Raw genomic sequence first — 19543 nt, 5'->3', positions numbered from 1 at the left:
TATTTAATAAAACGAATATTATGAAACGATTCAATATAATTATCACGTTATCCGCCACCTTAGGACTATTCAGTTGTGAGCTGGATAAAATGCCAATGGATCAAGTGTCGGACGCTGTATTCTGGCAAAAGCCGGCCGACTTTGAATTGGCCGCCAACGATTTCTATTTTGGGCTCCAAGAGGTCTCCCAATATATAGACATGAACTCGGATATCGCCTTTGGTTCCGGCACGAACGATGTCAGCGACGGTTCCTATCTGGCCCCGGTCAACTCGGATGATTGGGACAACCCATGGAAATTTGTCCAATCTACCTCTTATTTGCTTAAGAAAGCGGAGGAATCCGGTTTGTCGGACGAAGAGATCGGACGTTGGAAAGCAGAAGCGCATTTCTTCCGTGCCTACAACTATTGGAAATTGGTGAAAACTTATGGAGGAGTGCCTAAGATAGACATCCCGTTAAATACCTCCTCGGAGGAACTTTACACACCTCGTTCCAGCCAACAGGAGATTATCGATTTTATTATCGAGGACTTGGATAAGGCCATTCCTCTCCTTCCGAAGCAAAGCGGACTGACCGCTGAGGAATTAGGACGTACCACGCAAGGGGCGGCATTAGCTCTCAAGGCCCGTGCAGCCTTATTCGAAGGTACTTGGCAAAAATACCACGGGATGGCAGACGCAGGCAAATACCTCGACCTAGCTATCCAAGCGGCCCAAGCCATTGTCGATTCCAAAGAGTATGAACTATATCGCGAGAAAGGAGAACTCAGTTACAAATATCTTCATATCCTAGAAGGCGACGACAGCAAGGAAGTCTTGTTGGCTAGACGGTATTACAAATTGAGAGCGACTCATAACTGGACCCGGGAACTATTATTAGGTGCCATGGTACCGACAAAGAACCTTGCGGACGTATACCTTTGTACCGATGGTTTACCTATCGATAAATCCAAGTTGTTCAAAGGATTCCAAACCCAGACAAGCGAATTTGAGAACCGGGATTCCCGGATGGCGCAAACGTTTGTCGTACCCGGTAGCGAGATATTCTCGGAAGGGGGCGGATGGGCAACCGTAGAGCCGGGATTCATCGGTAACAATTCCACCCGGACCGGATACATGATCCGCAAGTTTATGGATGAAACGCTGGATGCCGTACAATTCATTGGGGAATACGATTTCAAGGAATTCCGTTACGGAGAGGTCCTATTAATCTTGGCCGAAGCTTTATACGAGAAGAACGGACAAATCACGGACGATCAGTTAGACATCACCATCAATGATCTGAGAAACCGGGCGAATATGCCTCACCTAACCAACGCTTTTGTCTCCGCCAACGGACTGAATATGCTGGAAGAGATCCGGCGTGAGAGAACCGTGGAACTGGCATTCGAAGGATATCGCCGGGACGACCTACGTCGTTGGGGCACGGCGGAAACGGTTCTTCCCCTTGCGATCCGTGGCGTGAAATTCGTGGGTACGGAGTATCAACAGAAATTCCCGGAGTTGGTGATCGGGCAGGATATACAGGTGGATAGCAATGGCTTTATCATCGCCCAACCCGCATCCGCCCGCAAGTTCCAGACACCGAAGCATTGGCTGTCACCGATACCTTTGCAACAGGTACAATTGTCGAAAGGAACCTTGGAACAGAATCCGGGCTGGTAAGGGTTTTTCCAAGAATAAGCGACTATATATATGAGGGTAGGCCCTACCTATACGAGAAGGTAGGGCCTACCTATCCGGGAGGGGAATCCCATTTAAATATGAATTATCTTAAATTTTTATAGCATGAAGAAATACTTTTTAGCGGTAGCTAGTTTTTTTATTTATTCTCATATCAGTCTAGGCCAAGTGTATCCGGGGCAGATGGATTCCACGTTTGTCCCTGTACGGAGTCATCACTATGACCCGGAGTTAACATTTGATTTTTGCGTGAATGAACCCGCTTGGAGCAATCAGGCGGGTATCCATTCCGCCTTCGGATCGACCGACCGGCTTTATTTCCGGAAGGAAGTACCCGTAAACCATGACAACGATTTATCATCTTCCTACTCTACGACCGTTTGGAGGGGGGAAAGAGCGAATGCCCAGATATTGGTATGGTCGTCAGAAGCGTTGGAACAAGTACGTGTCTCTACGCAGGACTTGAGGAGCGCCGAGGGAAACATCATCCCGAAAGATCGGATTACCTTCGAGTTGGTGCGTTACGTATTGTCCAATTATCCGTATGCCGAGAAAAAAGCCATCTGCGGGGAATCTCCCTACAAATCCGGTTTCCTGATGCCAGACCGTTTCGAGACGCTGGACCGCTTCGATCTCCCTTCCCAAACCACCCGTCCGGTATGGATGATGGTGGATGTGCCGAGAGGAACCGTTCCCGGCACGTATAAAGGACAGGTGGAGGTGCGGGCGAAAGGCAAGGCTCCTCAACTATTGAATCTGGAGATCGTGGTGCAAAACCAGTTGCTCCCCTATCCGAAAGACTGGAAATACCGTCTGGACCTATGGCAGAACCCGTGGGCCGTGGCATGGTACAATCACGTGGAACCGTGGTCACCAGAACATAAAATGCTTCTCAAGCAGCATTTGAAGCATTATGCCGACGCAGGTGGTACCTACATCACGACTTATGGAGTACATTCTCCTTGGTCCGATAACTCCTATATGATCGAGGGGGGTATGATCGAGTGGATCAAGAAAGCAGACGGCACATGGGCCTTCGACTACAAGATCTTCGACGAGTACGTAGAATTAGCAATGGAATGTGGCATCGACGAGGCAATCACCCTCTATACCCCGATTCCTTGGGGATTCCGTCACCGCTATAAGGACGAGGCTACGGGCGATTATTCTTATATCAACTGGGCGCCAAGCTCAGAGGAATTCAAGAAGATGTGGAATATCTTCCTCACGGATTTCAAGTTCCACATGGAAGCTAAAAGCTGGTTGGACATCACCTATATCGGAATCAACGAGAATCCGATGGAAGAGACCTTAGCGGCTATCCATGTCGTGCGCAACCATGATAAATGCTGGAAGATCACTTACGCCGGCAATTGGCATAAGGAATTGGACGGACTGCTGGACGATTATTCTTTCCTTTACGGAGAGGAACCTACCATCGCCGAGCAAAAGGCACGGGCCGCCACCGGACGCACGTCCACCGTATACGTATGCTGTAACCCGCCGATCCCGAACAACTTCGTGTTCTCACCTCCTATCGAGGGACGTTGGATCAGTTGGTATGTAATGGCGTATGGGTACGACGGCTTCTTGCGATGGGCTTACGACGCTTGGCCGGAAGATGCCGATCGCGACGCACGTCATGGCTCTTGGGCAGCAGGCGATTGCTACATGGTATATCCGGGAGGCAAAAGTTGCATCCGCTTCGAGAAAATGAGAGAAGGTATCGTGGATTTCGAGAAGGTCCGTATCTTACGGGAACTGACCGCCCAATCGGGTAACGCTCAAGCTCAAGGCTTATTGAAGCAGCTAGACCAACATTTGTCTATCTTCCCGAAAGAGAAAGAGTTCGATGAGAACAAGATCTCGGCGGATGTACGTAAGGGTAACCTCATCATCCGTCAACTGTCCGATCTTTTGGCGAAATAATGGGCTTATATAGCAGGAAAGACATGAAAGCATATCGTTTAATCCTATCACTCATGGCAAGCGTAGCCGCAGGGCCGGCCTTCTCGCAAACAACAGGTGTTGTTTGCGAGAAGTTCGACCAGATACAGCTGACGCACGTATTGACGCCCACCGGCCCGCTACCGACCGCCTTGGATCCGAATGGCGTATACCCCTATATGAGTTATAGCGAGACCTCAAATCGTCCGGTGCCTAAAAGGTACCGGATGATCTCGCTAGAGAACAAGAAAGTCAAGGCTATCATCTGCCCCGATCTTTGCGGGAAAGTAATATCCCTCACTCACAAGGAGAGCGGCAAGGAGGTCTTGTACAGACCGGACGTAATCAAATACACACGGATATTACCCCGCTTCTATTTCGTGGCCGGGGGGATCGAGGTCAGTTTCCCGATCTCCCACTCTCCCACGCAAAATGAGCCGGTGCTTTACCAGATCGATCACACAGAAGACCGCACATATGTAACATGCGGAGAACGGGAACCTCATTACGGTATGCAATGGTCCGTAGAATATTCCTTAGGAGATAAGGACGAGTGCCTTACACAAAGGGTTGTTTACTACAACCCGGGAAAGCAAGCCTATCCATGGATGTCATGGTCCAACGCCGCCCTTCCTTGCGCACCGGATACCCAATACGATTTCCCGAACGGGACCGTATTATCCCATGCCTCCACGTTGGACACAATCGACTGGAAAACCGAAGGAACCCATCACGAACGGGATATCAAAGAGATGACCGGCTACTTCTGGAAAACGAAAGACGTGAATGCTTTCGGGGCCTACACTCCCTCCTTGGGCAGCGGGCTCTATCATATCGCCGACGAATCCAGTACGCCCGGTATCAAGCTATGGAGTTATGGCGTAGCCGGCGACAAGGAATGGTCCATGCTCAGTACCCCCGACCGGCAGCCTTACGTAGAAATCCAAGGTGGCCCGATCAGCGACCAATCTATCAAGCTCGAATTGCGTCCCGGCGAGAAAAAAAATCACGTAGAATATTGGATACCGACAGATCATCCTTTGGATATCTATTCCTTAAAGGTTCCGGCATTAAGGCTTCGCCCGATTGATCGCATCCCGCTATTCGACTGGGCCCGGAAGAATGAATCTTCCATCTGGATCGCCTTAGCCGATGCCTATAAGAATAAGTCCACGCTTCCCGCCGCCCCCTATCCGGAAGACGGGCAGTGGGCTCCATCCGGCATGGAAGATCTGGACGATGCTTTTCGTTGGGCGATCCAAATATCTCCCCGGCCGGAACGGGATTATTGGCAATTCCACTATGGGACTTGGTTGGCTGGAAGAGAACGTGTAGAGGAGGCGATCGAACAACTATCCATTCCGGATATCGATCTGGCGAAAGCTTTATTGGCAAGGCTATATGTTCGTCGGCAGGCGTGGGAAAAGGCGAGAGATACTTACGCCGCTATCCCCGAGACCTCGTGGTTGAACCTACATCCCCAGTTGGTTATCGAGCGGGATAAAGTATTAAAGAAGTTTGGAACAGAGGCTTTATCGGAACGGGAAAAATGGCTGGATAAGATAAACGCGTCCTCTGATGAATGGGTGGTCGAGCGAAAGGTACAGCTACTGATTGATAAGAAGCAATATCAAGAAGCCAAGGATTTATTACTATCCACCCGTTTCCAGAAAGTGCATCAAACTTACACCCGTACGGGACTTTGGGAACAGATCAACGAAGGCTTGGGCCTCTCCCCGCAACCTGTACCGGAACAACTCGGCGAGGATCGCTTAGCCCGGTTCGGTGCCTATCGGGAATATGAATAAAGGGAGGTGTGTGTTTAGAGCAGTAGCTTCATATAAGTCTCCGCATATTTAGCCAGAAACGCCCGGATCACTTTCAAGGCCGTAGAGATATGTTGTTGTACCGTATATACCGAGATACCCAAACTGTCGGCTATCTCCTTATGGGATTTCATATCTTTACGGCTCATATCAAAAACCCTTTTTTGTTGTGGGGTCAACGTTTCAAGCGCCTTATCCAACAATGCGTTTAAATCCGTATCCAATACCGAATCCTCCGTCTCGTTCGTGCTATCCAATGAGGCGGACCGTATCTTATCCCTCAGCTCCAACTCACGATCCAGTCCCGCCAACAGGTTTAAGATCCGATTTTTCACGATCGTATACACATACGGGCCAAAAGGTACATTCGGGTTCAAGAAACGGCGATTCTGCCAAATAGAGGCGAAAGCATCCTGAAAAACATCTTCCGCCATATCCCGGGATTTAAGGAATTTCAAGGAAAACCACATCAAGCGATCCTTATACAGGGCATATAATTCACAAAAGGCCGACTCGTCCCCTTCTAGCAAGTCCGCCACAAGCCTTCTTTCTTTCTCTGAATCAATGTCTGCCATTCGACTTATTCTCCCACTTCGATTACATAGGTTCAAATGTATGCAAAATTCCCAAAGGTAAAAACAAATTGAACCAAAATCAGCAACTCCATCATACAGCTTTATAAACTCGCGATAACAAACATCTTTGCTCATTCGGAAATAATCATGTATTTTTGTCTGTTCATTTAAGAAAGGATGATGTATTGATGAAAGTTTGTATCGCCGAAAAGCCGAGTGTGGCCCGGGAAATCGCGGAAGTATTAGGGGCAACCCAACGAATGAATGGGTATATCGAAGGAAACGGATATCAGGTAACTTGGACATTCGGGCATTTGTGTACCCTGAAAGAACCGCATGAATACGCGGAGAACTGGAAACGCTGGAGTCTGGGGTCACTACCTATGATCCCTCCCCGGTTCGGTATCAAACTAATCGAGAATCCTACGTATGAGCAACAATTCAAGGTAATCGAGAGCCTGATGCAAAATGCCGAGATGGTCATTAACTGCGGTGATGCCGGCCAAGAGGGAGAGCTGATCCAACGCTGGGTCATGCAAAAGGCAGGTTGTAAATGCCCGGTCTACCGCCTTTGGATCTCCTCGCTTACGGAGGAGGCGATCCGGGAAGGTTTCCAAAAACTCAAAGAACAGACGGAATTCAATAAGTTATATGAGGCCGGGCTATCCCGTGCCATCGGCGACTGGTTGCTGGGGATGAACGCCACCCGCCTTTATACCTTGCGCTACGGGCAGAACCGGCAGGTATTATCGATTGGCCGTGTGCAAACCCCAACGCTCGCCTTGATCGTAAACCGGCAAGCCGAGATCGACAATTTCAAGCCGGAACCCTATTGGGAATTAAAGACCATTTACAGGAATACGACTTTCTCCGCCACGAAAGGTAAGTTCACGAAGAAAGAGGAAGGCGAGGCTTTTCTGGAGAAGGTAAAGGAACAGGATTTTACTGTTACCAGTATCACCGAGAAGAAAGGGAAGGAATTCGCCCCCCGCCTATTCGACTTGACCTCGTTGCAGGTGGAATGTAATAAGAAATTCGCGTTTACGGCGGACGATACGCTAAAGTTGATCCAATCGCTCTACGAGAAGAAGGTGACAACCTACCCACGTGTAGACACGACTTTCCTTAGTGATGATATCTATCCGAAAGTTCCCAATACCTTGAAAGGGTTGGTGGATTATACGGAGCTTACCGCTCCTTTAATGAATCAGAAATTGCCGAAGAGCAAGAAAGTGTTTGATAACTCGAAGGTTACCGATCACCATGCGATCATCCCTACCGGAGTCCCCGCCCGCAATCTTACGGATACGGAACGGAAGGTGTACGATTTGGTAGCCCGTCGTTTTATCGCCGCCTTTTATCCGGATTGCGAGATATCGACCACTACGGTCTTGGGTCAAGTGGATAAGGTAGAATTCAAGGTGACTGGAAAGCAAATCCTCAAACCGGGTTGGCGTGTCGTATTCGGAGCCGAGCAGAAAGATCCGGAGGCTGAACCCACCGAGGAAGAAGGCGTATTACCCGATTTCGTGAAAGGAGAAAGCGGCCCGCATAAACCGATCTTGAAAGAGACTTGGACCCAGCCTCCGAAACCTTATACGGAAGCTACTTTATTGCGGGCGATGGAAACCGCCGGTAAATTAGTGGATAATGACGAGCTGCGGGATGCCTTAAAGGAAAACGGTATCGGCCGCCCTTCTACCCGTGCGGCGATCATCGAGACTTTATTTAAGCGTAATTATATACGAAAGGAACGTAAGAATCTTTATCCCACCGCTACCGGTGCGGAATTGATCGGCACGATCCATGAGGAACTGCTGAAAAGCGCGGAGTTGACGGGTCTTTGGGAGAAGAAACTTCGCCAGATCGAGCGGGGAACTTATGAGGCCCGAACTTTCCTTGATGAGTTGAAGCAAATGGTAAACGAGGTCGTCATAAACGTCCTTTCCGACCAAACCCGGCGAACGATTACGATTGAGGATACGTCTAAAGCAGCTAAAGAAACTCCCAAAGACGAACCCAAGGAGAAAAAGGAAAAGAAACCTCGTAAGCCTCGTGCCAAGAAAGAGAAAGAGAAAACGGAGGCTACTCCTGAATTGGAGCTTCCATCAACGGATAAGCCCGTTTGCCCCATCTGTCACAAAGGCTCTATCCTCCGGGGCAAAACCGCTTATGGTTGCTCCGAATACAAGAATGGATGTACGTTCCTCTTGGATTACGCTACGTATGGAAATAATTTAACGGATGAGGAGTTAGGTACGGTTATCAGTAAATTAAAGTCTATTTAAAATATGAGAACAGAATGGTTTCCTCTGGTAAACGAGGAAGGTGAGACGATCGGAAAGGCTACTCGCAAGGAATGTCATAGCGGAAGGAAGTTGCTACATCCCGTAATCCATTTACATATCTTTAATAAGGATGGAGATCTATATCTACAAAAACGTTCCATGAACAAGGATATACAACCGGGAAAATGGGACACGGCCGTAGGTGGGCATATTGATTATGGAGAAAGCGTGGAAGAGGCCCTGCGCCGTGAGGTTCGTGAGGAATTGGGCATTACCGATTTCACGCCTGTCTTCATCAAACGTTATATATTCGAGTCTTCCATAGAGAAGGAATTGGTAAACAGCTTCCGGACCACTTACGATGGCCCCATCACCCCCGATCCCGAGGAACTGGACGGAGGACGTTTCTGGCCGATCGAGGAGATCAAAGAGAATCTGGGGAAAGGCGCATTCACCCCGAATTTCGAAAAGGAATTCACCGCTATTTTCCTATAGGATAAAAACGCTACACTTCAGCTAGAATAGTTATTCAAGAGCCTGTTTATTCTTCGTAAGATACAGTTACATTCCACAAACCACGGCGTGAACTGTACAGACCACGACGTGAATTATACAAACCATGCTATGGTCTGTACGATTCACGCCGTGGTTTGTGGAATGTAACTATATATGATTATCTTTATATATAGTAAATAAGATGTTTTGTCCTATAGTAATCGACCTATTATATTATAACTGTAACTCCATATGTATCTTACCTCGAAACCTAACAATCTTTGCCTAAAGCACTAATACCTCTACCTTAAATCTAATGTTTGTTCAGACCTTAAAACTAATCCTATATATTAATGTGTGGTTTATACATATCTTGCGCCGTCAAACCGCATTCCTTTTTCATACGGATACAATAATCGAGCGTTCCTACCTCCGGCGTGATATTGTTGGAACCGAACGTGAACTTTACACCCGCGGCTTTCGCTTTCTGAATGATCGCTTTATTCGGAATATGATAAAGCTCATTTATCTCCAAAGCCTTTCCACTTTTTGCCAAGGCATTCACGAAACGGTCGATACGCTCTTCTGTCCAAAACATATCATATCGGTCACTCATCGCATCGGGAAGGAAACAGGAATTCACGTACATATCGACCGGCTCTTCCAAGACAGAACAGATACGATCCAACATCATATCCATATATGCTTGCTCATCGTCGATAATCACTTCCTTGTTTACCCATAGGTGCGTACGCCGCCCCTTATGATCCAGAAACGTCATGGCATCGGTAAACACATAGTCAAAGCTGTTGCGGGCCGCCTCCGAAAAGGTTGTTACCCACTCACGTCCTTCCGCTTGCATAGCCAAGATAAAGGGTTGGGTACGCATGGTATCCAGATAATTATACAACTCCGTATCGTTCGTGATCGAGAAGCCGATGCCACAATTGATAGCCAAGCCATAATTAACACCCGTCTGGCGTGACTGCCGTGCGGCTACTTCCTTCGTCAATCCACCTTTTAAATGAACATGATAATCAAGCACGGGGAAGTCCTCTTGGTGCAAACGAATAATCTCGTCCGTCTGCTCATCCACGGCATTCGCCCATTGAGCGGGAATGTCTATTCCTTTCGCGCTGAACGCCTCTAAAGAGATATTCTTAAACTGAAGATTTCCACGTCCCGTACCCACCAGCGAGATAGTACCTTGGGATAACAATGCTTTAGCGTTCTCCTTCAAACGGAAAGGTTTGGAAGGCTCTATATATTCTACGACAGTCTCACCATTAATCCGCACCCGGACAAGCCGTCCTTCTACCCGGATATTCATCTTGAACCATTCGTTCTCTTTCACGAAACTCTTCGTCAGGTTCCGGACCGACACCAAGCTACCCGTCATCCGCCACCAAACCGGATCTTCCCGATCGTTGTTCAAGGCGATACGGTATCCTTTACGATCCGTAGCGTCCGTATGGATACCAATATAACCTTTGCCACCGGTCGTGGTACGTACATCCATATCTAACTCGAAGTTCGTATAGCCTTTGCCATCGTTCAACAAAGCACGGGCGTTGGAACCGGCCAACGTAAGGATATCATTTTGTATGACCACGACGCCGGATGTCTTCCATGCGTTGTGATCGACCGTATCGGATACGTTCTCTTTCGTAAATCCCGTGAACACCAAACAGGCGATCACGGCGGCAATCATTAATTTAATCTTCATGGCATCTCTTTTTAAAAGTTATGCCGCAAATGTATCCGGGAATAAGAAGCAAAAAGAAGATTGATATAAAAATGTAGACAGTATGATCCGCTATCCTATTAAATACAAATCAGTTAATAAAGATCACCATCCTAAAAAATGTAGATTGATTATAACGGATTCCGGTTAATCCCGATCCTCATCACCCAACCTTCAAACTCATCACGAGGCACTAACGCCTTATTACGTACCTTGGTCCGGTAGTTATAGATCGTACTCAACGAACAACGAAGAAAAGCGGCTATCCTTACGCTGTCCGTAACCCCCAACCGCATCAAGGCGAATATACGAAGTTCCTTATTCAACAGATCCTCCGATTTCAAGACGATACGTTCCTCGGGCTGCAACAAAGCGTTGAAGTCCTTGACAAACGTAGGATATAATCCAAGAAAGATTCGATCGAAGTTGACATAAAGCGTTTCCACCTCATTCTCCACCATACGGGTCGAACGGAGCATCTTGAATAACTCGTCCAACTGTTTATTCATCGCCTTCTTCTGTAGCGATTTCTGGTAATCCTCCAGTTTATTAATATAGGTGGAGCAGAGATCGAGGAAATGAGCGATGTATTCCTCCTTGATATGGTTTGACTCCGATAGCTGTATATTTCGCTCTTGCAATAAATTATTCGTCTCGCTTATCTCTCCATTCAACTTTACCAAACAGGCATTGGTATTAACCAACTCTTCTCGTATCGCTGAGATCTTCCGCATCTGCCTATACACATAGGCAAGAGAAAGGATCAGAAAGAGCGTCAATAGGCTGATCAACAAGAAATAAGTCATCAATTGCCTTTTGCCCTGAGCTTCCCGTGTCTGATAGGAAGCATTAATGATAGGATAGAATTTAGAGATCTCATTCATGCGGAACTGTATATTGCAAGTAACGGCACCTTCTCCGCAGACCTCGCCTGTCCGTGAGCCAGATATTTCTGCGCCAGATTTATCTTATACCGATAAGAGGCCGTATCTAAGACAGACAATAACGAATCCTTGTATAAATCAAGTTGTTTCCTATATTCAAAAGAATCCAGATTCGTACTGTAATAAGAGAAAAACGAATAATAAGCCTCATAGAAATCCTGTTTCTGCTCTTTAGACAGCAACTCACGGTCTATGCTTCGCAACAGACTTTCCGACTCACGGTACATCCCGGAGAAAGCATAAAGCGTAGCCAGCCGTAAGCGGGAAGTATAGATGCGTGCCGTATCCTTCATAAATGACGCTATCTCCATATTCCGCTTTATGTAATAGATGGCCGAGTCTTGTTGTATTTTCTTGAATTCCTCGTATAATTGGTGGTTGATCTCATATTCCTGCCACAACGATATCTTGCTCAAGAGAAACATGTCCTTTAGCTGCGTGATCCGTTGCTCCCGTTGCTGCAGATAAAAAGATCTATTCAAGACAGCTTCATCCAGCTCCTTGGCCAACGTGTCCCCTCTCAGCCCTCCCCATGCGAAGACCTGAACCATCCCGACAATTAGAAATAAGATTACCTTTATTAGTTTATTCATTACACGAACTGAGAATTATCCAAAAGAAAAGGGTTCAGTCAAATCAACAGAGTATAAATAGCTTACCTCGGCTGAAGACTGAACCCAATATTTTAAAACGCCCCGAAAGGGTGTTATTTACACATCTCGTTGATGATCTGTATTAATTGACCGCCTAATTCCTCGGCTTCCTCCATCGTATGGGCCTCAGAGTAGATACGGATGATCGGTTCCGTATTGCTTTTACGCAAATGAACCCATTTATCCGGGAAATCGATCTTCACTCCGTCGATATCCGTAATATCATATTGAGAGAACTTCTCTTTTACTTTCGCTAAGATAGCGTCCACGTCGATCTCCGGCGTTAACTGGACTTTTTGCTTGGAGATAAAATACGGAGGATAAGAAGCCTTCAACTCGCTCGTCTTCATCTTCTTCTTTGCCAGATGAGTCAGGAACAAGGCGATACCTACCAAAGCGTCGCGTCCGTAATGGCTGGCCGGATAGATCACTCCACCGTTGCCCTCACCACCGATCACGGCATTCGTAGCCTTCATCTTGGTAACCACATTTACCTCGCCTACAGCGGCGGCATTATATTCGCAGCCATGAGCACGGGTAACGTCACGAAGCGCACGGCTGGAGCTCAGGTTACTTACCGTATTACCCGGAGTATGGCTTAATACGTAATCACTGACAGCGACCAAGGTGTATTCCTCGTTGAACATCTCGCCATTCTCGCAGATAATCGCCAAACGGTCTACGTCCGGATCCACTACGAAACCGACATCCGCTTTCGCATGTCCCATCAAATCGGAGATCTCTGTCAAGTTTTCCGGAATGGGTTCCGGATTATGAGAGAAGTTTCCATGAGGAGCGCAATGCAGCTTGAAGATTTCCTTCACGCCCAACGCATATAATAAATCAGGGATCACGATACCGCCTACGGAGTTCACACAATCGATAGCTACACGGAAATTAGCGGCCTTAATAGCCTCCACGTCCACGAGATCCAGATTCAAGACACTCTCAATATGTTTTTGCTTATAAGTCGCATTCGGGATTACCTTGCCCAAATGATCCACGTCGGCGAACTCGAAGTCCTCGGCGGCAGCTATGCGTAATACCTCAGCCCCTTCAGCGGCATTCAAGAACTCACCTTTCTCATTCAAAAGCTTCAAGGCATTCCATTGCTTCGGATTATGACTGGCGGTAAGGATAATACCTCCGCAAGCCCCTTCCATAGCTACGGCCAATTCGGTAGTAGGAGTCGTGGCCAGATCGATATCCACCACATCAAATCCCATACCGGTAAGCGTTCCTAGGACGACTTGTTTAACCATCGGACCGGAGATACGTGCGTCACGCCCTACAACGATCTTATTGGTCTCCACTTTTGTGTTTTTTCGGATGAATGTAGCATAAGCGGCTACAAACTTAACAATAGCTAACGGATTCAATCCGTCTTCCGGGCTACCGCCTATTGTACCGCGAATACCGGAAATAGATTTAATTAGTGTCATAAGTTTTCTTCAAATATATATTCTAGAATTTCGTAATATACAGGTTGACCGTTTGATTGATCATTATAGGCTCCTCTTTTGAAAGGCACTATCATTTTCACTTTAGCCCGATCTCCAACATACTTCAAAGGCTCTTGCATTCCCTCACTTACATAATAATAAGAGGGATCATAAGGTGAATTCTTCGAATAATCCCCATATGTAAAAGCGATAGGAGAAGTTCCATTACTATGCGGGCCATAGTTCTCAATAGCGACAATGGTAGAATCCATGAAGTAACTCATCTTACAACGGTACAACATTTTCGTCTTATATTGCACCGCTCTCTGATCGCTTCCCTTATCAATAATATTCAAATAGACACCATTATCCAAGAGCACAAACTGATTTTCCTTAAATACGCTATCAGCAGGAAAATCATCTAAGATCTCAAGGCCCTTATCATCGATAAAACGCTCGATTGCCTTTTTCTCATCTTTCAACATATCCGTGTACGACTTTGTCTTGCTACAAGAGATAGCAACTAATGCGGCACACAGAATCAACAGGATATTAAAACCTTTCTTCATTTGTTAGTCTTTAATTGAATGAATCGCAAATGTAAATAATCTTCGTCAAACCTTACGCATGTTTGCCTAAATCTTCTGATTTATTAGGATTAAATTCCTGTAAACCTTTCTCAAACACGGCTACGGCCTCAGATAAAGAGCCATAGAACTCACCTCCGGACGCATTTTTATGTCCACCCCCGTTGAAATAAGTAGAGGCAAACTGGTTGCAAGGGAAATCGCCCACAGAGCGAAGCGATACCTTTATATAATCGCTGTCCTCACGAATAAAGACACTAAAGCTTACGTTCTCTATGCTTAGCGGCAAGTTCACGAAGCCTTCCGTATCTCCTGCCTGGTACTGAAAACGATCCAGTTCCTCTTTCGATAACGTGATAAGAGCCGCCTGTTGTTCCGGATAAACCCTCATCTTCTCATACAACACATATCCCATCATACGTAAACGGCACTCGGAATAGACCTGATTCACCTTACGATAGATCAAATCCTTATCAATCCCCTTCTTGATCAATTCGCTGACGATCGTATAAATCTCCGGTTTATTCGAATTATAGGTGAACGATCCCGTATCCGTCATCATACCCGTATAGATACAAGCGGCGGCATCCCGATTCAATAAATCGAACATCCCCATACGACAAATAAAACGGAAGATCATCTCACTGGTAGAAGACATCTCCGGATACGACATCGTCACACGACAAAAATCTGCGGGGTTCAGATGATGATCGATCATCACCTTGCGGCCTTCTGAGGCGATCACCGCCGGAGCCAGTTTCTCGATACGTTTGGGTTCATTGAAATCGAGGCAGAAAATAACATCCGCTTCCTTGATCAATTTCTCGGCGAAATCCGGATATTTCTCATGTATCACGACATCCTTAGCGCCCGGCATCCATCTATAAAAAGAGGGAAATGCATTCGGTACCACTACCGCTACATTATCCTTACCGTAAGCGGATAGGAAATGATATAAACCAAGGGATGAACCTAATGCGTCGCCGTCTGGTGAGACATGCGTCACGATAACAAAACTCTCGCCTTTCTCTACGTATTTTTTGGCTTTCTGAATCTTCTCTTCTTGAATGATTTTAGTGATCATATAATCTTTTTGTTTTCACCCCCAAAGGTACGACTTTTTTAGTTTCCGGCTATCAAAAAAAGTTCAATAAGGATCTTTACTGATATTATTAACAAAAGGGTTAAGGCGGCTAACAAAACTTTTGGTTCCCGTATCTTCATATATATCAAGCATAAAACAAGAAACCCATAACCTCCTAGCATCTCAAAGAAGCTAAAACGACCCGTAATCGTCGCATAAGGCATAACGCTAAACACGTCCACTACCCTTACCATGCCATGAACCAGCCCTTCTACGATCTTCTGTATCCAGTCATATCCATAGAAATCCACCGGATAGCCTAACCACAAAAAGGCAAAAGGAATCAAAAACATAGCCAAGAGAGTGACCGGTAGATTCGTAAACAAGAAAACTGTCGAAAATTGTCCAAAATAATAAAAACAGAGCAAAGCAGTACCTATCTGTGCAGCAATAGACACCGTAATCCATTCCCAAGGCATGGCCAACAAAGGATTTCTCACCACTATCCATTCCTTGAAACGAGGCACTAGGAATAAAATAAAAAACACAGCCAAATAGCTTAACTGAAAACCGACATCAAACAGATAATACGGATTATAGGCCAGCATACAGAAAGCGGCGGCGGCCAATGTATTATATCCATCCGTAACACGCCTAAGCGCCCTTCCTGTTAAATATAAAGATAGCATCAAGGCTGCCCGTACCGCCGAGGGCGCTAATCCTGTGATAAAGACAGACCCCCAAAGACTTCCCACCAGAATGATATAACGAACCCAACGTCCTATCCCCCATCTTGGCATAAACGAGCAAAAGAAAGATAAGAATCCACAAATCACGGCAACATGAAAACCGCTCACCGCTAATATATGAGACACGCCCGCCAAAGAGAAGCGCCTTTTCGTTTCCCGACTCATCGCTTTCTTATATCCCAATGTCAATGTAGCCAAAATAGATTTCTCCTCATCAGATAAACGCAAACGATCAAATGTATTTACCAAAGAATATTGAGCCTTGGTAGCCAATAAATCTAAAGAAGAAGCAGGCTCATTTACAAGCGCTATACGCCGGTCACTATACCAACAGACCTCAACCGCCAAACATACAATCAAAACGGAGACTATAGCTCCCCATATCCAACGGGAATCGTATTGCAACTCAGCATGCCCTTGCCCCCACGAGAACCCCAAAAAAAGAAAAACCAAAGCAGATAAAACCCCTAAAACATATAGGAGCGAAGAGGCAGGTAAAAACGCATAGCATAAAATTCCGGTTATCCATAAAAAAAGCGGCCGTACAAAAGGCCGCTTTTGTATTTCCTCAATCATGATAGTTAGGTTTTGTGATATATTAATATGTTCTACAAAGCTTTCAAGTCTTTAATTGTTTGTATCGGATCTGGAGATTTGAATACGAAGTTACCGGCGACTAACACATTGGCACCGGCGTCAACCAAGCGCTTCCCCGTCTCTAAATTCACCCCGCCATCTACCTCGATCATAGTACTCAATCCCTTCCGGTCTATCATTTCTCGTAAACGAGCCACCTTATCTACGGAATGCTCAATGAAACGTTGACCACCAAATCCCGGATTCACGGACATCAATAAAACCATGTCCACATCTTGGATAATATCTTCCAATAAGCATATGGGCGTATGCGGATTCAAGGTGACACCCGCTTTCATGCCCGTTTCCTTAATAGCCGCTACCGTCCGATGCAAATGGGTACATGCCTCATAATGCACGTTCATCATATAGGCTCCCGTAGCCGCCACTTCGGGGATAAACTTCTGGGGCTCCACGATCATCAAGTGCACATCCATCGGCTTCTGGCATATAGGCTTTAATGCGTTAAGTACCGGGAAACCAAACGAGATATTCGGCACGAATACCCCATCCATAATATCCAGATGCAACCAATCGGCATCACTTTTATTTATCATCTCCATCTCCTTCCGCAAATCCAGAAAATTAGCGGAAAGCAGGGAAGGCGCTATCAAATGCTTCATAATCTTGTCTTTTGTTTTTACAAAAGTACACAAAAAAAGAAAGAGAACCTAATAATATAGATTCTCTTTCCGTAATTCTTAGTTCAACACATACCCGCAGAGCTCCGGACGTACAGCCGGTTCCGCTTGATAAGCCCTCGCAAACTGTTTCAAGAAATCCATCGTTTGCTTCCGAGGCGAACTTTTCGCCTCCGGGGCACTTTTCACTTTTTTCTCCAAATCATCCATGCATTGCGTAGAAAGCTTCCTCATAGGCACCTCTATTTTTATCTTGTTTGCTAATAAAACGTAGGGACCTAAGACTTATTGCATGGAAAGAAAATTATTTTACACCATAGATAGCTCGATACGGTTCTCATCGGCCATACGGCGCATATTCAAGATAGCGTAACGCATACGCCCTAAGGCCGTATTGATGCTAACCCCCGTGATATCGGCGATTTCCTTAAAACTAAGGTCTTGATAGTAACGCATCTCCAACACTTCACGCTGGTTATCCGGCAAATGCTTTACCAATTTCTTCACGTCAGACAATACTTGATGGCGCACGATATTATCCTCTATCGTACCATCGCAAAGCTTGATATTATTAAATAAGTCGATTTCTACCTCATCATTCGAGATCGTGTTTTCGCAACGTTCTTGACGGAAATTATCGATAATCAAGTTATGGGCAATACGAGTAATCCATGCCTTAAACTTGCCGTTCTCAGTATAGCGACCTTGTTTTATAGTCATGATAACCTTCACGAAGGTCTCTTGAAAGATATCCTCCGTAAGCTCTTTGTTACGTACTATGAAATAAATGTAAGAATGAATGCTACTTTTGTATCGATTTAATAAAATATCGAAAGCGGCATTATTACCTTCTGCATAAAGGACAACCAATTCCTCGTCGGTCATCATTTTTAAAGTCTTCATTACTTTCACATTTTTAGTTTATTCGAGTAATGTTTATGCTATAGGCGATGGGGTTTAACTGTTATACAATGTTATTTATGGAAGCAAAAGAACGAAAAATATTTTAAACCAACAAACATTTTATTTCAAATTATAAAAAGAATGTCCCCTGCCCGCACCTTTAACGTACGAACAGGGGACTTTACTGATCTAAAATATATGTATATTAGAACTTGTATCCCAATGTCAAAGCTACACGAGTCGTGTTTGTTTTCATCGTGGCGGGTTGGGCTTCGAGGAATGGTTTCGGATCATCTCCCGCAAACATATTAGAGAACGCATAAACATCTTCCTTATGCGTACGGAATACACAAGCCAAGTCCGTATAGAAGTTCGGGGTGAAGCGATAACCGATACCTACCGTATAATTCATGACCCCTTTATCGATCGTATAATTAGGAATCGTACCAACCGTAAAGACCTCTTTCTCTCCATTCTTCAGTTTATCCTTGATCGGACTATCGCTGTAGGCGACACCTGCTCTTACGGCAAATTGAGGAGTAACCTTTACCTCCGCACCTACACGGATCGTATTCATTGACTTGAAATTATCCGTTATATCTTGGTTAGTATACACGTTACTGCTACCATCCGTTTGATACATACGCATATTCTTATAATTCATCAACTCGTAATCAACGCTTATCAAAGCGGTCGTACCCAAGATAGCGGCGGCACTAAAGATCCATTTATCCGGAGAACGGAATTCATAGTCATAATAAGCATTATTAGGGGTAGCGGCATCTAGTTTACGCTCCTTCATCTCCCCTTTATCCATAAAGGTCAGATAAGAACCGGCCTCACCATAATAGCGATCTGTCATCTTATACCATGTAGGAGAATTATAAGCCACACCCAAACGAAGAAAATCGGCGGGACGAACAATGGCACCCACATTAAATGAATACCCGGTACCATCCGTATCCAAGTAATTATCTAAGTATAAATTATTGCCGTTCGTAAATTCCTCATCATACGATGACTGATATCGATAGTTCAGATCCGTAATCGCAACCGTAGCGCCAAGCATCACAAGTTCCGATATATTTATACCGAAAGCCAAATCATATTGATCCACGGAACCTCGCTCTGAAACTTTTAATTGACCTCCTTGCAATAAATATGGACTCCATTGCCCATCCGCATTATTATCTCCGAACGCACTATAATACTCTTTATCATTATCGTTATATGAATCCATATAACCGGCATTGTATCCTAGAATAGATAGCCAATCACCCAAGTCTTGATTGTTATAAGGATTATAGTCCTTATCCTCCCCTAACAGTCCGCTAGGCATTCCTG

17 protein-coding genes are annotated in these 19543 nt (G+C 45.6%); 5 read left to right on the top strand and 12 right to left on the bottom strand.

What is annotated here, in order from left to right; genetic code table 11:
- Positions 1–20: 20 nt before the first annotated feature.
- From QVP94_RS02415 to QVP94_RS02405, 3 genes are all read left to right on the top strand, one after another.
- Entirely contained in the window at positions 21–1667 is a 1647-nt protein-coding gene (locus QVP94_RS02415; RefSeq protein WP_022191871.1) for a RagB/SusD family nutrient uptake outer membrane protein, read from the top strand.
- 123 nt (positions 1668–1790) lie between these two features.
- The gene (locus QVP94_RS02410; RefSeq protein ID WP_022191870.1) at positions 1791–3614 is read left to right on the top strand and encodes a DUF4091 domain-containing protein; all 1824 of its coding nucleotides are present in this window, start codon (positions 1791–1793) and stop codon (positions 3612–3614) included.
- 23 nt (positions 3615–3637) lie between these two features.
- Positions 3638–5440 (top strand): DUF5107 domain-containing protein, encoded by a 1803-nt coding sequence (locus tag QVP94_RS02405; protein WP_156682401.1) that lies wholly within the window; start codon positions 3638–3640, stop codon positions 5438–5440.
- A gap of 14 nt (positions 5441–5454) precedes the next feature.
- On the opposite strand, the gene QVP94_RS02400 is transcribed toward QVP94_RS02405, so the two are convergent.
- Positions 5455–6033, bottom strand: a complete 579-nt coding sequence (locus QVP94_RS02400) for an RNA polymerase sigma-70 factor (RefSeq protein ID WP_005858137.1) — start codon at positions 6031–6033, stop codon at positions 5455–5457.
- Between the two features lie 188 nt (positions 6034–6221).
- Here QVP94_RS02400 and QVP94_RS02395 point away from each other — a divergent pair, with 188 nt between their 5' ends.
- Together QVP94_RS02395 and QVP94_RS02390 are read left to right on the top strand one after the other, a co-directional pair.
- Positions 6222–8321: a DNA topoisomerase 3 gene (locus QVP94_RS02395; RefSeq protein ID WP_022191868.1), complete on the top strand. Its 2100-nt coding sequence runs from the start codon at positions 6222–6224 to the stop codon at positions 8319–8321.
- A 3-nt stretch (positions 8322–8324) separates the two neighbouring features.
- Positions 8325–8816 (top strand): NUDIX hydrolase, encoded by a 492-nt coding sequence (locus QVP94_RS02390; protein ID WP_009017132.1) that lies wholly within the window; start codon positions 8325–8327, stop codon positions 8814–8816.
- Positions 8817–9159: 343 nt separating this feature from the next.
- Here the strand turns inward: QVP94_RS02390 and QVP94_RS02385 are convergent, their stop codons facing one another.
- From QVP94_RS02385 to QVP94_RS02335, 11 genes are all read right to left on the bottom strand, one after another.
- Positions 9160–10542, bottom strand: coding sequence for a DUF1080 domain-containing protein (locus tag QVP94_RS02385; RefSeq protein ID WP_022191867.1), 1383 nt, complete (start codon positions 10540–10542; stop codon positions 9160–9162).
- A gap of 149 nt (positions 10543–10691) precedes the next feature.
- A complete protein-coding gene (locus QVP94_RS02380; RefSeq protein WP_022191866.1) occupies positions 10692–11444 on the bottom strand; it encodes a DUF6377 domain-containing protein in 753 nt (250 codons plus the stop codon).
- Positions 11441–12097: a SusR-related protein gene (locus tag QVP94_RS02375; RefSeq protein ID WP_022191865.1), complete on the bottom strand. Its 657-nt coding sequence runs from the start codon at positions 12095–12097 to the stop codon at positions 11441–11443. The genes QVP94_RS02380 and QVP94_RS02375 overlap by 4 nt, the downstream gene beginning before the upstream one ends.
- 113 nt (positions 12098–12210) lie before the next feature.
- On the bottom strand, positions 12211–13599 hold the full coding sequence (gene glmM / locus QVP94_RS02370; RefSeq protein ID WP_005858149.1) for a phosphoglucosamine mutase: 1389 nt from the start codon (positions 13597–13599) through the stop codon (positions 12211–12213).
- On the bottom strand, positions 13596–14168 hold the full coding sequence (gene bamK / locus QVP94_RS02365) for a BamK family beta-barrel-assembly machinery protein (RefSeq protein ID WP_005858151.1): 573 nt from the start codon (positions 14166–14168) through the stop codon (positions 13596–13598). Before bamK ends, glmM begins: the two co-directional genes overlap by 4 nt.
- Before the next feature lie 52 nt (positions 14169–14220).
- Positions 14221–15270 carry a DHH family phosphoesterase gene (locus QVP94_RS02360; RefSeq protein WP_005858152.1) on the bottom strand — a complete coding sequence of 350 codons (1050 nt, stop codon included), beginning with the start codon at positions 15268–15270 and terminating at the stop codon, positions 14221–14223.
- 38 nt (positions 15271–15308) lie between these two features.
- The gene (locus QVP94_RS02355) at positions 15309–16595 is read right to left on the bottom strand and encodes a ComEC/Rec2 family competence protein (RefSeq protein WP_022191864.1); all 1287 of its coding nucleotides are present in this window, start codon (positions 16593–16595) and stop codon (positions 15309–15311) included.
- Between the two features lie 32 nt (positions 16596–16627).
- Complete coding sequence (rpe, locus tag QVP94_RS02350) at positions 16628–17278, bottom strand: ribulose-phosphate 3-epimerase (RefSeq protein ID WP_005858155.1); 651 nt, start codon at positions 17276–17278, stop codon at positions 16628–16630.
- 78 nt (positions 17279–17356) lie between these two features.
- On the bottom strand, positions 17357–17530 hold the full coding sequence (locus QVP94_RS02345) for a hypothetical protein (protein WP_005858156.1): 174 nt from the start codon (positions 17528–17530) through the stop codon (positions 17357–17359).
- Positions 17531–17605: 75 nt separating this feature from the next.
- Entirely contained in the window at positions 17606–18199 is a 594-nt protein-coding gene (locus QVP94_RS02340; RefSeq protein ID WP_005858157.1) for an RNA polymerase sigma factor, read from the bottom strand.
- Positions 18200–18404: 205 nt separating this feature from the next.
- A partial coding sequence (locus QVP94_RS02335) for an OmpP1/FadL family transporter (protein ID WP_288213157.1) occupies positions 18405–19543 on the bottom strand: 1139 nt, incomplete at its 5' end.

Source organism: Parabacteroides sp. CAG:2, assembly GCF_000436315.1.
Lineage (GTDB): Bacteria > Bacteroidota > Bacteroidia > Bacteroidales > Tannerellaceae > Parabacteroides > Parabacteroides distasonis.
Note: the sequence above shows the minus strand (reverse complement) of the source record. Positions and strands in the feature narration are given on the sequence as shown.